The following is a 15565-nucleotide window of genomic DNA, read 5'->3' on the forward strand; positions in this document are numbered from 1 at the left end:
TGGCAGAAAACATGGCAACCATCAAGAAGCTCCTCATCGCCAACCGAGGCGAGATTGCCTCGCGCATCATCCGTTCCGCGCGGGCGATGGACATCGCGTGCGTCGCGGTGTTCTCCGACGCCGACGCCGACGCACCGTTCGTCACCGAGGCGGACGAGGCAGTTCGGCTGCCGGGTACCTCGCCCACTGACACCTACCTCCGCGGCGACCTCATCCTTGAGGCGGCCCGCCAGACCGGGGCCGATGCGGTGCATCCTGGCTACGGTTTCCTCTCCGAGAACGCCGGCTTCGCTCGCGCGTGCGCGGCTGCGGGCGTGATCTTCGTCGGACCTCCGCCGGAGGCGATCGACAGCATGGGCTCGAAGATCGAGGCCAAGAAGATCATGGCAGCAGCTGGCGTACCGGTCCTGCCGGGGATCACGATCGAGACCGACAGCGAGATCGACGGGGCGCAACTCGGGTCGCGCGTGTCCGACGAGATCGGCTACCCGGTGCTCGTCAAGGCGGCCTTCGGTGGTGGCGGTCGCGGAATGCGCATCGTGCGCGAGAGCTCGGACCTGCTGGAGGCGGTCGAAGGAGCGCGTCGTGAGGCGGTCACTGCCTTCGGCGACGGCACCATCTTCCTGGAGCGCTACCTGGACGTTCCGCGCCATATCGAGGTGCAGCTCTTCGCTGACACCCAGGGCACGGTCGTCCACCTCTTCGAACGTGAGTGCTCGATCCAGCGTCGCTACCAGAAGATCATCGAAGAGGCGCCGTCGCCGGTGGTGGACGACGCCCTGCGCGACGAGCTCGGCGCTGCGGCCATCGCCGCAGGCAAGGCGATCGGCTACGTCGGCGCCGGCACCGCCGAGTTCGTGATGGGATCGGACGGACGCTTCTACTTCCTCGAGGTCAACACCCGCCTTCAGGTCGAGCACCCGGTCACCGAACTCATCACGGGCCTCGACCTGGTGCGGTTGCAGCTCCTCGTCGCCGAGGGGCACCCGCTGCCCACCGAAGCGGTTGCTGCCGACAGGAGTGGACACGCGATCGAGGTCCGGCTCTACGCGGAGGATGTCGACGCCGGCTTCCTGCCTGCGACGGGCACCATCCAGGAGTTCTCGGTGCCGGCCCTACCGGGGATCCGCGTCGACTCCGGTGTGGTCGTCGGCTCCGAGGTGGGTGTCCACTACGACCCGATGCTGGCGAAGATCATCGGCTACGGGCCGACCCGTGACGACGCGCGCCGGGTCTTGGCACGCGCGCTGGCCGAGAGCCGCGTCGACGGTGTGGTCACCAACCGGGACCTGCTGGTCGGCATCCTTCGCGAGGAGGAGTTCGCCGCCGGTCAGATCGACACCGGATACCTCGGTCGGCACGAGCCGGTGGACCTGATGCGCTCGTGGCGCTCGCCGGACCTGGTGCGTGTCCACGCCGCAGCCGCCGCCCTCGCTGCCCAGGCCGCCCACCGGGCAGCAGCAGCCGCCCTGCCCACGCTGCCCTCCGGTTGGCGCAATGTCTCCAGTCAGCATCAGCACGTCAGCTATCTGGTTGACGGCAACGAGGTCGACGTCCGCTACCGGGTCCGCCGCGGCACCGTCGAGGTGAGTGTCGACGGCGAGGAGCTGACTGGTGCACGGGTGTGGGCCGCAACTCCCGACCTGGTCGACATCGAGGTGGACGGGGTTCGCCGCCGTTGCGACGTGCGCGTGCACGGGGAGAGCGTCAATGTCACCAGCGCTCTGGGCAGCCTGGTGCTCGTCGAACAAGCCCGCTTCTCCGAGCCGGGCGACCGCAACGAGCCGGGGTCGCTGTTGGCCCCGATGCCGGGGACCGTGGTGCGTGTGTTGGTCGAAGAGGGTCAGCCGGTCGAAGAAGGCGCGACGGTGCTGGTGATCGAGGCGATGAAGATGGAGCACAGCGTCAAGGCGCCGGTTTCCGGCGTGGCCAGCCTGGTGCGGGTCCAGGTCGGGCAGGCTGTGGAACTCGGCACGGTCCTGGCTGTCGTCGAGGAGGAGGCACCATGACCGCGGTCGTGGCACCACCGGCGGTCAGCTACGCGTTGGTTGACGGCGTCGCCTGGCTGACCATCCAGCGGCCAGAGGCGCGCAACTGCCTGAGCCGCGCCGTACGGGAGGGGCTGTTCGACGGCGTACGCCGGTTCAACGACGACGACGCCGCGCAGGTGCTGGTGTTGACCGGCTCGGGGGAGCGGGCCTTCTGTGCCGGCGGTGACCTGAAGGAGATGGCGGCAGACCGCCTCGAGGTGCCGCCGATCGACTTCGTGCCTCAGTTCAACCGCAATATCGAGGTCACCAAACCGACGATCGCGGCGGTCAACGGTGCTGCGCTCGCCGGCGGCTTCCTGCTGGCTCAGACCTGTGACCTCGTGGTTGCGGCTGATCACGCGACCTTCGCCATCAGCGAGGTCCGGGTGGGGCGTGGCGCCCCGTGGGCAGCGCCGCTGCCGGGCCTGATTCCGCCGAGGGTGGCGATGGAGATGCTGCTGACCGGTGCGCCGATCACCGCAGCCCGCGGCTACGAAGTCGGCCTGGTCAACCACGTGGTGCCGATGGAGAGGCTGCAGGAGACCGCCCAAGAGCTGGCTCGGCGGATCGCGGCCAATGCGCCGCTCTCGGTACGGGCAGGAAAACGCACGGTGCGCCTGATCGCCGAGATGGGTCTCACGGAGGCCTTCGCCGCTGCCGAGGAGATCTGGGAGCCGGTCTATCGCAGCCGGGATGCCCAGGAGGGGCCTGCTGCCTTCCGTGACAAGCGAGCTCCACGTTGGGAGGGACGATGAGTCAAGATGCCTTCGCCTGCCTGCTCGACGACTTGGCGGCCGAAACGGCCTCTGTCGTCGACCTGCTGGCCGCGCTACCGGAGGCCGATTGGGAGTTGCCGACTCCGGCGGAAGGCTGGTCGATCCGCGATCAGGTCAGCCACCTCGCATTCTTCGACGAGCAGGCCGTGCTGGCGGTCGCGGCCCCGAGCCGCTTCCGTGATGGTGCGCAGGCGCTGATGGCAGGCGGGATGGACTTTCCCGACCGGATCGCCTTGCGCTATCGGGAGATGCCGGTCGCCGAGCTGCGTGCCTGGTTCCAGGTCGCGCGGGAGCGGTTGGTCTCCGTTTTCGGGGGCCTCGAAGGCAGCACCCGGGTGCCGTGGTTCGGCCCTGACATGAGCCTCATGTCGAGCGCGACCGCACGCCTCATGGAGACCTGGGCACATGGCATGGACATCGCCGACACTCTCGGTCGGAGCGTCGAGGCGACGCCGAGGTTGAAGCACATTGCGCACCTGGGCGTTCGCACCCACGGGTTCAGCTTCGCCGTGCGTGGACTTGAGGTGCCTCGGACTGCGGTCCGCGTCGAGCTCGATGCCCCCGACGGCACCACGTGGGCGTGGGGGCCGGTCGACGCTGCCGACAAGGTCACCGGGCCGGCCCTCGACTTCTGTCTTGTCGTCACCCAACGCCGACACCGGCTCGACACCGAGCTCGACATCGCCGGTGACGCCGCGCGTTCGTGGATGTCTCATGCGCAGGCTTTTGCCGGTGCCCCCAGCGATGGACGTGCGCCCCGCCCGGTCGGAGCACACACGTGAGCGGGCGTCGCGCCGTGCGTATCGGCAACTGCTCCGGCTTCTACGGCGACCGGATCGCCGCAGCCCGGGAGATGGTCGACGGGGGCGAGATCGACGTGCTGACCGGCGACTACCTCGCCGAGCTGACCATGCTCATCTTGTGGAAGTCGCGCCGCAAGGACGCAAGCACCGGCTACGCCAAGACCTTCCTCACGCAGATGGAGCACGTGCTCGGCACCTGCCTGGATCGCGGCATCAAGGTCGTCAGCAACGCCGGTGGACTCAACCCATCCGGTCTGGCTGACGAGCTGGCGCGGCTGGCGGAACGGCTCGGGCTGACGCCGCGGATCGCCTGGATCGAGGGCGACGACCTCACCAGCCGGATTCCGGGCCTGCTGGCGGCAGGGCGCGAGCTTGCCAACATGGATACCGGGCAACCTTTGGCCGAGACCGGTCGCGAGTTGGTGACCGCCAACGCCTATCTGGGTGGCTGGGGAATCACGCGTGCGCTGGAGGCCGGGGCAGACATCGTCGTCTGTCCGCGCGTCACCGACGCCTCGCTGGTCACCGGCCCGGCAGCGTGGTGGCACGGGTGGGGTCGCGAGGACTACGACGCCCTCGCCGGCGCTGTCGCTGCCGGCCACGTCATCGAGTGCGGGCCACAGGCAAGCGGCGGCAACTACGCCTTCTTCGACGAGATCCTCGACCGCCGCTATCCCGGCTTCCCGATCGCGGAGGTCGCGGCCGACGGCAGCACCGTGATCACCAAACACGAGGACACGGGCGGGCTGGTCTCGCCGGGCACCGTGACCGCGCAGTTGCTCTACGAGATCCAGTCGCCGCGCTATGCCAACCCTGACGTAGTGGCGGACTTCGCCTCGCTGCGGGTTGAGCAGGTCGGCAGGGACCGTGTTCTCATCGCCGGGGCACGTGGAGGTCCGCCGCCGGAGGAGTTGAAGGTCGCCATCAACCAGCTCGGCGGCTATCGCAACACGATGACACTCGTGTTGACCGGCCTCGACATCGAGAAGAAGGCTGCGTGGGCGCAGGAGCAGCTCTTCACGGTGCTCGGTGGGGAGGGGCAGTACGAGAGCGTCGACGTCCGACTGCTGCGCTTCGATCGCGAGGACGCGCCCACCAATGAGCAGGCGACCGCACACCTGCGCATCACTGTCATGGACGGCGACCGCGACAAGGTCGGACGCCGCTTCTCCAACGCCACCATGGAGCTGGCCGTCGCGGGCTACCCGGGCTTCCACACCTCCACTCCGCCGACCGATGCCAGTGCCTTCGGCATCTACTGGCCGGCGCTGATCCCGATCGAAGAGGTGAGCCAGCGGGTCACACTTCCTGACGGGACCGTCGAGCTGATCCCGCATGGGCCGACCAAACCGTTCGAGCAGTCGGAACCGCCACTCCCGAGGCCGAGCGTGCCTGTTGGCGGAGCCACCCGTCGGATCCCCTTGGGACGGCTCTGCGCGGCTCGGTCGGGCGACAAGGGCGGCAACGCCAACGTCGGCTTGTGGGCGCGTAGTCCTGAAGCCTTCACGTGGCTCCGCAACTACCTCACGCTCCAGGAGTTCCGCCGACTGGTCCCCGAGGCGGCTGAGCTCGTGGTGCGGCGTTGGGAACTGCCCAACCTGCACGCGCTCAACTTCGTGGTAGTGGGCTTGCTCGGGAGCGGAGTGGCGGCGTCGCCGCGACCAGATCCCCAAGCGAAGGGGCTGGGTGAGTACGTGCGATCCCGCCTGGTCGACGTACCGGAGGCACTGCTGGAGGAGGGGTCATGAGCACCGAAGTCCTGGTCCGCGACGACGGCCCGGTGCGGGTGCTGACTCTCTCTGGGCCGCTGCGGCTGAACTCGATCTCGGCATCGACGGCCGATGCGCTCTGCGACGAGATCCACCGGGCGGAGCGCCATGATCCAACGCGGGCGCTGGTGTTGACCGGGGAGGGGGATCATTTCTCAGCCGGCGGCGATGCGGATGGCGTCATCGAAGCAGCGGCGCGTGAGGACGACGACGCCATGCTCCGGTTCATGCGGTCCTACCAGCGGGCAGCGCTCGCGGTGTGGAGCACTCCGCTGCCCGTCGTGGCTTGCGTCTCCGGCGTGGCCTACGGAGGTGCCTTCAACCTCGCCCTGGCCTGCGACCTCATGGTCTGCTCGCAGGAGGCTCGCTTCTGCGAGGTCTTCTTGCGGATGGGGGTGGTGCCCGACTTCGGCGGTGCCTACCTGCTGCCGAAGGCGATCGGCATGCAACGTGCCAAAGAGCTGATGCTGCTGGCTGATGAGATTGACGCCGGGACCGCGCAGCGCCTCGGCTTGGCGAACTTCGTCATGGGCACGCCGACCGAGGCCCGCGAGACTGCTCTCGCTCTGGCTCACCGGCTCTCCGCGCAGTCCCGTCTTGCCGTGTCGATGACCAAGCGGTTGATGAACTCCGCTGCCGGAGGCTCCTTCGAATCCGCGCTGGAGCTCGAGGCGCTGAGCCAGGCCACCGCTCTCGGGTCGGTTCGCGCCCAGACGTCCTTCGAACGCTTCCGCAGCTGATGCTCAGGGTCTGGTCAGATATCGGCAGCCAGCAGGCGGCGACCGATGGTGCGCAGCGTCGTGTCGAGCTCACGATGACGGCGGAGTTCGTCGATCCGCGTTGCGTCATTGATCATGGTGAGGACCGCCTGCACCACGTACCGGGCCTGTGCAGCGCTGATTCCCGGCCGGCTTGTGCGCAACAGGCGCACCCACTCGGCAATGTAGTCGACCTGCTGACGGCGTACGTCGCGACGCAAGACGCTGGGAAGGTTGGTGACCTCCGAGACCAGGATGCCGACCAGGTGGCGGTGAATCGTCGCGAACTCGATGTAGGCGTCGAGGACCAGGTCGAGCGCCTCGCCGGCATCCTCCGTGGCGGCCAGCGACCGCGCCAAACCGAGACTCAGCGGCTCAGCGGCCCGGGCGATGGTGGCGCCGAGCAGCTCCGACTTGCTGGGGAAGTACTTGTAGACGGCGGCGCCGGTGACACCGACCGCGGCACCGACATCGTCCATCGTCGTCGCTTGGTATCCCTGCTCGAAGAAGAGCCGTACGGCCGCTGCGACGATGGCCTCGCGTCGGGACTTGTGGGGCAGACCGGTTGCCGCGTCACCGTCGTCCTCGGCGATCCCCGAGCCCGGCATGGATGCTGTAGCCACGGCCAGGGCGCACTGGGTCTGCATGCGCGCCTCCTGATCAGGCGACAGCTCCGCGGAGTGGTAAGCGCTGCTCGTCAGGGTGGAGAGGATCAACCATGCCAGCAGGCCCGCGTCTGGTTCGTCGAGTTCTGGGCGCTGCGCTTGCAGGTGGCGAGCTATCCGACCGGCGAACTCGCTCAGACGCGCCTGCACTGCCGCGCCCGCAGCGTGGTCCAGATGGCGAGCTTCGCGATACAGCAGCACCGCCAGCGCCCGATGGGGGCGTACGCCGCTCGCCAGCGTCTCGACCAGCGAGGTCAGGTCGCGGCATGCCAGCAGGTCAGTCGTCACGGTGTCTTCGACAACCAGGTCAATGGCTTGTTGGAGGATCTCCTGCTTGCCCCGGAAGTGCCGATAGAGCGCTCCCGGAGAGATCCCGACCGCCGCGGCGATGTCGCTGGTGCTGACGTTGCCGTAGCCATGCTGGTGAAAGAGTCCTCCAGCTGCGGTCACGATCTGTTGCTTGCGGTCGCGCGGCCGACGCTTCGGGCCGCTCTGTGTCGCGCTGCTCATGTCCCTGTCCCCGATGCTTCTGGTGCTGAAGCGCCAGGATTCTCCCCCTTCAATATACGAAACCCCGCGCCGCGGCCCGGCCGCTCGTCCGGCTGTGCTGGCACCGATCGGTCGAGGAGTGACCAATGACGACGTTCGCCGACGACCTGGACCGGCTCCGCATCCCCCTGATCGCTGCGCCGATGACGGGTGTCTCCAGCCCCGAGCTGGTCATGGAGGCCTGCGCCGCTGGCGTGGTGGGCTCCTTTCCCACCCACAACGCGCGTGACGTCGCCGAGCTCGACGCGTGGCTGACGCGCGTCAAGGGTGGCCTGGCCCCTTACCCGGAGGCCGGTCCGATCGCGCCGAACCTGGTAGTGCATGGCACGAACCGCCGTTTGGCCGCGGACCTCGACTGCGTACTCAAGCATGGGGTGCGGGTCGTGATCACTAGCGTGGGCTCGCCGGCGGCGGTTGTGCCGGACTTGCATGCTGCTGGTTGTGCGGTCCTCGCCGACGTGGCGACCCTGCGGCAGGCTCACCGAGCCGCCGAAGCAGGGGTCGATGGCCTCGTGTTGCTGACCGCCGGTGCCGGTGGCCAGACCGGTCACGCCAACCCGTTCGCCTTCGTGAGCGCCGTACGTGAGTTCTTCGCTGGCGTCGTGGTCCTGGCCGGTGGCCTCTCTGACGGCCGAGCGCTGTGCGCGGCGCGTGTGCTCGGTGCCGACCTCGGCTACGCCGGCACCCCCTTCATCGCGACTCGCGAGTCTCTGGCGAGTCCTGACTACCAGCAGGCATTGGTGGAGGCGTCGCTGGACGACGTACGCCTCAGCGATGCGGTGAGCGGCTTGCCGGCGAGCATCCTGGCAGGGTGGCTGGAGGCGCAGGCGGCCGAGCCGGTCACGGCGGGCGACTTCCGCGAGGACCGACTCGTCGCCAACCCGGATGTGTGGAGCGCGGGCCACGGTGTCACGCGGGTGCGCGGCATCTCCACTGTCGCCGACGTCATCGACCTCCTGGCCGCCGAGTATCAGAGTGCGCGCGCGGAGTTGAGTCTGCTGGCGCAGTCCTAGAGTTGCGCGCCGGGCGCTCGGCCCGCTCCTCGTCACCGCGGTCAGCTCGGTCTGATGGCGGTGATCTGCCAGGCGTCGTCTTTGCGGCGCAGCTCTAGCCGGATGGTCGCCGTTCCCGAGTTGCTGCGCCCGTCTGGCGCTGACGCTTGCTGGTCGGCGACCACTAGCAGCTCTGCGGTGTCGCGGGTCTGCTGGAGGATGCCGATGGAGGTCGCGGTGGTGCGCAACGTGATGCCCTGTCCGGCCGTGCCCAGGTAGGGCGCGTAGAGGGTGTGGAACTGCTTCTGTGCCGATCCGGCGAGGCGCGCGGAGACCACCTTGGCCTGAGCTCGCCTCCGCTTTGGGTCGACCGAGAAGACCTGCTGTACCAAGGTGGAGGCCTCGGTGAGCAGACCAGCGGTCGACTCCTCGTCGAGAAACGCCCTGTTGGCCGGTGGGGCCGGCTTCTCGCTTTCGCTGGCCAGATAGACCGCGCCGCCCGCGGTGAGGGCGGCCACGGCAGCCAAGGCCGTCAGCGCCCTGGTGCCGCTGAGGGAGCGGGTGAGCGCATGGAGCGTGGTGATCATCATTCGCCTCCGACCTGGCGGATGGCCGAGAGCCGCCAGGCGTCATCGACTCGCTGGGCCATGGCGAGGTAGCGCGCGGTGCGCTTGGTCGGCCCGGTCTTGGCCTTGGTGGTCGTCAACTCGACGACGGTCAGGACGCGCGCGGTGCCGGCAGACTCGTCCCATGACACCAGCGCGGACTCGAGGGTGCGCACCGACGTGACCTCCTTGGCTGCCTGGATCTGTCTGCGGATCGAGGCGCGGCCCTTGGTCAGCTGAGTGTGGAGTCGGCCCGTGGTTACCTCTGACCAGCGCTGGAAGGTTTCGGCAGCAGCGTGATGGTCTGCGGAGAGCAGCACCTCCATGTCGCGGACCGTCGCTGCGCTTGCCTCGTCGCGCAAGGCTGCTTGCTTCGCTTCGGCTGTCGCGGGCGCCACGTCATCGCGCAGGGCGAATGCGCCGCAGGCGGCGGCGCCGATCAGCAGCGTGGTCAGCAGGCCGCCTGCGAGCCACTGCCGGGCAGGGAGGCCGCCCGCATCGAGATCGAGGGCGGCCTTGGCCTCGGTCGTGACGGAAGCCTCAGCGGCTTCGCTCTCTGTGGCGTTGGCCGACCCGGGCAAAGACATCGAGTTCCTCGGTCAAGTGATTATGGACTAACTGGGCTCTGATCCTCTCTGAGAAGAATTCGAAGTTCAGAGCGTCACCTTCTCGGCTTATGAGCGTTGACGGTATGACGTGGATCACGAAGACTGTAGCAGAAAGTAAATCTCAAGAAACTCACCGCGTGTGAGATGGAAGATCGGAATGACGGTGGACCTACCCGTGGCCGGCAGGCCCGACGGCGCGACCGAACTGGCGCCCTTCGTCGAGTTGGCCGAGTTGGAGCAGCGTGCCCTCGCCGGACGCGAGGCGTTGGCGACATCGGATGCGCTGGGTCGTCCCATGCGGCTTGCGCGCAAGATCTCCGAGGCGCTCACCCGGCTGGAGCAGTTCGGCACCGCCGCAGAGCTGCTGCGCGCGGTTCCCGGTGAGTTCGGCGCCGCGGGCGACTTCGACCGCGTGCTCTTCTCTACGGTGGACGGCTCACGATGGACGCCGCAGGCATGGTGGGCGAGAGATCCGCGCCGTCCCCAGGACCGGGCCGTGGTCGCCTCGCTGCAGGGCTCGCAACTAGACCTGGTGGGTGGCATGGTCGAGGCCGAGGTCGTGCGGCGACGTACGACTGCGCTGGTCCGCGACACCGAAGGCGGGCTGCGGACTTGGGCGCCTTTCACCGAGATCGCTGAGTCTGTCTCTTACATCGCGGCACCTGTGGTCGTCGAAGAGCGTGTCGCCGGCCTGCTACACGTCGACGCGGGCCTCAGCGGCCGCGAGATCGGCGAGGTAGAGATGGCCCACACGAAGCAGTTCGCAGAAGGGTTGGGCCTGCTGCTGGAGCGGCTGGCCACGCGTGCTCGCGTGGACACGCAGGCGCGCCGGATCCAGGAGGCTCTCGACGCGGCCGCAGCAGCGTTGGCCGCGACCCCCTCAGCGTCGGTCAGCCTGAGGTCGACGACCCCGGATTCTCCCGAGGAGCTGGTAGGCGTCGCCCGGGTGCCTGCGCCTCGCTCGGGAGGATTGGCTGAGAAGTTGACCCAACGCGAGCGAGAGGTGTTCGACCTTCTCGTCGGCGGCGCCACGAATGCTCAGATCGCCGACCGACTCACAGTTTCGGAGACCACGGTGAAGTCCCACGTCAAGCACATCCTGCGCAAGCTGAACGCCGCCAACCGCGCCCAGGTGATAGCTCGGTATCTGCGCGACGGAAGACAGGGGGACTGGTCATGATGTCTGAAGGCGCGATCACTCGCGCGGTCGTCTTCGACGGCCCTCGCCGTCGCCCGGTGCGGACTGCCGGTCACTCCTTCCGCACTCGCGCGACGGATCTGGTCGCCGAGGCGGGCGAGGTGCTGGGCCTTTCGGTCGCCTCCCCCGACCACGACCCGACACCCGCCCTGGGCGCGGCCGCCTTGGCGATGGTCGCCGACGACTGTGTCGATCGAGCTCGCATGGTCGGTGTGTTCGACGAGGGCGCGGCGCGCCGGCTCTACGAGTTGGCGATCACGATCCAGATGCTCGCCCTGGAGGTGCAGGAAGAGCAGTTGGCGGTCCGAGGTCGTCGTTTGGCCGGGGCAGCCGACGGCCTCAGCCGGCTCCGCGGTGCGCACTCCATCGACGCACTCATGAACGCCGTGTGTGAGGAGATCACCCGCTCATGCGACTTCGGTCGTGTCGTGATCTCTCGCGTAGAAGCCGGCTCCTGGCTACCGGCTCGGGCGCACTTCGCTGGGGCAGACGAGTCCTGGTTCGCCGATTGGGTCGGCGCCGGGATCCCGCTGCGTGGGAACACGCCGGAGACGAGACTGCTCACCGAGCGCGCCCCGGCGGCCGTCTATGACACCGCCAGCACCACCGTGCACCGCGAGATCATCGTGGACTCCGGCCACTCGACGTCCTACGTTGTGGCGCCCCTGGTCTCGGCTGGCACCGTCGTGGGCTTCCTGCACGCCGATCATTTCCCGACCGCTCGTCACGTCGAAGAATCCGACGGTGACCTGCTGGGCACGGTTGCCGACGGGATCGTACGGCTGCTGGGGAGGTTGGAGCAGATCGAAAGGCTGCGGACGCAACGTGACCAGGTGCGTGGAGCCTTGGCCAGCCTCGACGGGATCGAAGCAGAGCCGATGCCGGCCGCGACGCGAGTCGTGGCGCGCCCTGAGCTGGTAGCCGAGCTGACCGGCCGCGAACTCGAGGTGCTCGACATGATCGTGCAAGGGGCGACCAATCGTGACATCGGTGAACGCCTGGTCATCGCGGAAGACACGGTGAAGTCCCACGTCAAGCAGATCTTGCGCAAGCTGGGCGTAGCCAACCGTGCGCAGGCGATCGCCTGCGCGGCCGGCACCGCGCCTGCGCCCTACCCGGGATGGACATCCTGACGCTTGGTGACGTGCCGGCGTGCGCCCTGTGCCTTGCGGGGGAGGTGCACAGGGCGCACCGTCGAGCATCGGATCTGGTCCTAGTTCGGTGCGGTGTAAGCCCACGATCCCCAGTAGTAGACGGGCGCGTTGACGGCGGCCTCGAAGGCGCGGAAGTAGAAGGCGTGCGGCTGCTGGGCGGGGTTGGCCCAGTTGAAGAGTGCCACCTCCTTGAGGTTGGTCAGACCGTTCATGTAGACGCACACCCGACCGGGAGGAGCGGTCGGTGTGGCGTAGCTCCCGGTGCAGGTGGGGTCGGTGGCCGTCGCGTCGAAGGCGTCCTCGCCGAATCCCAGGCCGGTGGGCGCGGCTGGGGCTGTCGCCGGGAACTCGACGTTCTCGACCACGGCACCGTCCGGAACGCCCGCTGCCATGTGACCGTCGTAGAACCGTCCGGTGACCGTCGTTCCGGGCGGCATCGTCTCCCAAGCGCTCACCCCTCGTGCGCCGGGTGCCCCCGCGGGTCCGGCAGGACCGACCGCGCCTCCCAGCTGGCCCCGTACGTCGGCTGAGAGGTCCTTGGTCTTCACCTGACCGTTCCTGATCTTCGCGCTCGTCACGGCGCTGTCGGCGAGGTCCTTGGTGCCGATCAGGCCGGCGGAGTGGGCGCTGCCGGTCGAGAGCGCCAGCACGACGGCGAGAGTCGAGGCGACTTCGGGATACGTGGGGCGACGCAGGTGCATGGTGACCTCCGGGTGGCTGGGATGGCAGGTCGATCGGACCTGTCGCATCGTGCTCCCGGAGAAACCGTCGCGGTAGTAGGGATCGCGCGTAGTCAGGTGCGCGCCAGGAAGTTCTCCAGACGATCCATGCCGGTGGTGATCTCGCCGGCCGACCCGGCGAAGGAGAATCGGACGAATCGATGGCCCGTGCGGGTGTCGAAGTCGATGCCGGGGGCCACCGCGACGCCGGTGTCGGCCAGCAGCCGGTGTGCCCAGGCCATCGAGTCGTCGGTGAGGTGCCCGATGTCGGCGTATGCGTAGAAGGCGCCGTCCGCCGGTGCGAGCCGATCGATGCCGAGGGCCGGGAGCCGTTCCAGGAGCAGCCCTCGGTTGACGGCGTAGCGACGTACGTGGCCGTCCAGTTCGGCATAGGAGGAGTCGTCGAACGCCGCGATCGCCGCGCGCTGGGCGATGACCGGCGGACAGATGGTGAAGTTCCCGGTGAGGACGTCGACGGCGCGGCGTAGACGCTCGGGCACCAGCATCCAGCCGATCCGCCAGCCCGTCATCGAGAAGTACTTCGAGAAGGAGCAGAAGACAACGGCCTCGCGGGAGGTCGCCCAGGCCGAAGCGTGGCCGTGCTGCTCGTCGGCGGCGTACTCGATGCCGTGATAGATCTCGTCGCTGATCAGCTGCACGCCCTGCTCCTCGCACCAGGTGGCCAGTGTGGCCAGCTCGTCCGGGGCCAGCATCGTCCCTGTCGGATTCGCTGGGCTGGCGACCACCAGGCCGTCGAGGGGGCCGGTCTCGGCGACGAGGCGTTCGAGTGCGGCCACCGTCGGCTGGAAGCGGACCTCCGGTCCGCAGTCGAACTCGACGACCTCGCAACCCAGTGCCTGCAGGACATTGCGGTAGCAGGGATAGCCGGGGCGAGCCATCGCCACCCGGTCGCCGATCTCGAACGCCGCGAGAAAGGCCAGGAGGAAGCCTCCGCTCGACCCCGTCGTGACCACGATGTCCTCGCGGTCCACGTCGACGCCGTGCCAGCGGCCGTGGTGTGCGGCGATCCGTTCGCGCAGCTCAGGGATTCCCGTGGCGACCGAGTAGCCGAGCGGATCGCTGGAGCCGAGCAGGCGCATCGCCTCCTCGCGTACCGGTGCGGGTGCTCCGGTACTGGGCTGTCCGGCGACGAGGTTCACGAGGTCGCCGTGACTCTCCTGCCGCCGCTGCGCCGCAGCCAGGAGGTCCATGACGTGGAACGGTGGCACGTTGGCCCGGCTGGCGACGGTGAACCTAGAGCTCATGCCCCCATCCTGCCTCCTGCCGTACCTCACCCTCGTCGAGTCGCCAGTTCCAGCACGTCGAGTCGCCAGTTCCAGCACGTTGAGTCGCCAGTTCCAGCACTGAAGCTGGCGACTCAACGTGTTGAAGCTGGCGTTTCGGCGGTCAGGGGGTGGTGGCGGCGTGCCGGCCCGCGCGGCGGCCGAAGAAGGAGCCCTCGCCGAGTTGGGTGCCGGTGGAGTAGCCCTTGGCGTCCTGGGCGATGTTGGAGGCGCAGGCGCCGGCGGCGTACAGGCCCGGAATCACCTGGCGGCCGTCGTCGAGCACCCGGCCGTCGAGGTCGGTGACCAGCCCGCCCATCGTGAAGCCGGCGTAGAGAGCCTTGCCGAGGGTGAGGTCGTAGGCCCCCCACGGGCCCTGGTCCTGGGGAGCCAGCCAGGCGGGCTGCTTGTGGAAGTCGGGGTCCTCGCCGCGGGCGGCATTCTCGTTGTAACGCTCCAGCGTCGCTGCCAGCGCGCCTTCGGGGATGCCCAGCGACTGCTCCATCTCCGCCACGGTCTCCCAGCCGTCGATGAAGGGGGCGAGCGGGAAGTCCGGGTGCTCGATGTGTGCGCTGTCGACGATGAGGTACGCCGCATGGTCGGGCTGCTCCATCACGAAGCCGGAGGTTCGGGCGTGGTAGGAGTCCTCGGCTACGAATCGCTGCCCCAGCTTGTTGACCACCAGCCCCTTCACCAGCTGTGCCGGCGGATAGAACGGCGCGGTGATGAACGCCTCCTCCATGAACGCCGTAGCGCCGCCGACCGACTGGCCGAGCCGGATGCCGAGCCCGTCGTCATAGGTGGAGCCGAGCACGAAGGGCTTCTCCGCCAGGTTCGGCGTGTACGCCGCGACCATCTCCTTGTTCATCACGAATCCGCCGGCCGCCAGCACCACCGCACGGGTCCGGACATATCCCGACTCGTCGAAGCGCCGCCAGCGCAGGCCGATCACCCGCCCGGATTCGTCGGTCACCATGGCCTGCGCGCCGGTCTCGTAGCGGACCTCGGCAGTGGTCTCCGCGAGCCTGTCGCGGAGCAGGTCCATCACCAGCTTGGTGCCTTCGGTGTCGCCGGCGACGGGCACCTTGTGGCCCCGGGGGGCGGGAACGGCCTGCTCCAGGAACGGCCAGACCTTCTCGTTGCCGGTGTACATCAGCCCCTCGGTGCCGGGCTGGATGACCGCTTTCCTGTCGTAGTAGCTCCGCTCGAACTCGAAGCCGAGAGCCTCCAGCCAGGTGAAGTGCTCGACGCTGCCCTCGCAGTAGGCGCGGATCTTGTCGGCGTCCGGGTCGCGCGAGACCGCGGTCAGGTAACGCATCATCTCCTCGACGCTGTCCTCGTGGCCGGTCGCCTGCTGCACCGCGGTGCCGCCACCGAGATAGAAGGCTCCGCCACTCATTGAGGAGGTGCCACCGTGGACCGCCGCCCGCTCGAGGAGCAGTACCCGTGCTCCGGACCGGGCGGCCTCCAGGGCCGCGCAGCCGCCGGAGATGCCGAAGCCGACGACCACGACGTCGTACTCCTCGGCGTCGGCGGGGAGGGCGCTGGATGGCAGGACTTCGGGGAGCTCGGTGGTCATGGCGACAGGCTAGGCAATATCTAGAACAAGTTCTAGATATTGCGGCCGGTAGAATTCACGACGACCCTCACGACCTG

General features: G+C 68.4%; 14 protein-coding genes. 8 read left to right on the forward strand and 6 right to left on the reverse strand.

All coding sequences use genetic code 11. The annotated features are described in order from the left end of the window. Positions 1-11: 11 nt before the first annotated feature. The 5 genes from DNK54_RS21740 to DNK54_RS15105 are packed head-to-tail and all read left to right on the forward strand — an operon-like array spanning position 12 to position 6118. On the forward strand, positions 12-2009 hold the full coding sequence (locus tag DNK54_RS21740) for an acetyl/propionyl/methylcrotonyl-CoA carboxylase subunit alpha (protein ID WP_110207807.1): 1998 nt from the start codon (positions 12-14) through the stop codon (positions 2007-2009). Beyond that, positions 2006-2785, forward strand: a complete 780-nt coding sequence (locus DNK54_RS15090; RefSeq protein ID WP_110207808.1) for an enoyl-CoA hydratase/isomerase family protein — start codon at positions 2006-2008, stop codon at positions 2783-2785. The genes DNK54_RS21740 and DNK54_RS15090 overlap by 4 nt, the downstream gene beginning before the upstream one ends. Continuing rightward, the gene (locus tag DNK54_RS15095; protein ID WP_110207809.1) at positions 2782-3588 is read left to right on the forward strand and encodes a TIGR03084 family metal-binding protein; all 807 of its coding nucleotides are present in this window, start codon (positions 2782-2784) and stop codon (positions 3586-3588) included. The genes DNK54_RS15090 and DNK54_RS15095 overlap by 4 nt, the downstream gene beginning before the upstream one ends. Next, entirely contained in the window at positions 3585-5357 is a 1773-nt protein-coding gene (locus DNK54_RS15100) for an acyclic terpene utilization AtuA family protein (protein ID WP_275426273.1), read from the forward strand. The genes DNK54_RS15095 and DNK54_RS15100 overlap by 4 nt, the downstream gene beginning before the upstream one ends. Beyond that, entirely contained in the window at positions 5354-6118 is a 765-nt protein-coding gene (locus DNK54_RS15105) for an enoyl-CoA hydratase/isomerase family protein (protein WP_110207810.1), read from the forward strand. The genes DNK54_RS15100 and DNK54_RS15105 overlap by 4 nt, the downstream gene beginning before the upstream one ends. A 14-nt stretch (positions 6119-6132) precedes the next feature. On the opposite strand, the gene DNK54_RS15110 is transcribed toward DNK54_RS15105, so the two are convergent. Beyond that, a complete protein-coding gene (locus tag DNK54_RS15110; protein ID WP_110207811.1) occupies positions 6133-7311 on the reverse strand; it encodes a TetR/AcrR family transcriptional regulator in 1179 nt (392 codons plus the stop codon). A 125-nt stretch (positions 7312-7436) separates the two neighbouring features. Between DNK54_RS15110 and DNK54_RS15115 the strand changes: the two genes are divergently transcribed. Next, positions 7437-8363 (forward strand): NAD(P)H-dependent flavin oxidoreductase, encoded by a 927-nt coding sequence (locus DNK54_RS15115; RefSeq protein WP_110207812.1) that lies wholly within the window; start codon positions 7437-7439, stop codon positions 8361-8363. A 41-nt stretch (positions 8364-8404) separates the two neighbouring features. On the opposite strand, the gene DNK54_RS15120 is transcribed toward DNK54_RS15115, so the two are convergent. Next, entirely contained in the window at positions 8405-8929 is a 525-nt protein-coding gene (locus tag DNK54_RS15120) for a hypothetical protein (RefSeq protein WP_110207813.1), read from the reverse strand. After that, positions 8929-9534, reverse strand: coding sequence for a nuclear transport factor 2 family protein (locus DNK54_RS15125; protein WP_110207814.1), 606 nt, complete (start codon positions 9532-9534; stop codon positions 8929-8931). The genes DNK54_RS15120 and DNK54_RS15125 overlap by 1 nt, the downstream gene beginning before the upstream one ends. A 178-nt stretch (positions 9535-9712) precedes the next feature. Here DNK54_RS15125 and DNK54_RS21540 point away from each other — a divergent pair, with 178 nt between their 5' ends. Together DNK54_RS21540 and DNK54_RS15135 are read left to right on the forward strand one after the other, a co-directional pair. Further along, on the forward strand, positions 9713-10735 hold the full coding sequence (locus DNK54_RS21540; RefSeq protein WP_110207815.1) for a helix-turn-helix transcriptional regulator: 1023 nt from the start codon (positions 9713-9715) through the stop codon (positions 10733-10735). Continuing rightward, complete coding sequence (locus DNK54_RS15135; protein WP_110207816.1) at positions 10732-11886, forward strand: helix-turn-helix transcriptional regulator; 1155 nt, start codon at positions 10732-10734, stop codon at positions 11884-11886. The genes DNK54_RS21540 and DNK54_RS15135 overlap by 4 nt, the downstream gene beginning before the upstream one ends. A gap of 80 nt (positions 11887-11966) precedes the next feature. Here the strand turns inward: DNK54_RS15135 and DNK54_RS15140 are convergent, their stop codons facing one another. The 3 genes from DNK54_RS15140 to DNK54_RS15150 all read right to left on the reverse strand — a co-directional run bounded on the left by DNK54_RS15140 (position 11967) and on the right by DNK54_RS15150 (position 15488). Next, positions 11967-12656, reverse strand: a complete 690-nt coding sequence (locus DNK54_RS15140; protein WP_110207817.1) for a hypothetical protein — start codon at positions 12654-12656, stop codon at positions 11967-11969. Between the two features lie 44 nt (positions 12657-12700). Continuing rightward, complete coding sequence (locus DNK54_RS15145; protein WP_110207818.1) at positions 12701-13891, reverse strand: pyridoxal phosphate-dependent aminotransferase; 1191 nt, start codon at positions 13889-13891, stop codon at positions 12701-12703. A gap of 142 nt (positions 13892-14033) precedes the next feature. After that, entirely contained in the window at positions 14034-15488 is a 1455-nt protein-coding gene (locus DNK54_RS15150) for an FAD-binding protein (protein ID WP_110207819.1), read from the reverse strand. Positions 15489-15565: the final 77 nt, after the last annotated feature.

The sequence above is a fragment of the Nocardioides daejeonensis genome, from assembly GCF_003194585.1.
In the GTDB taxonomy this organism is placed as follows: Bacteria; Actinomycetota; Actinomycetes; order Propionibacteriales; family Nocardioidaceae; genus Nocardioides; species Nocardioides daejeonensis.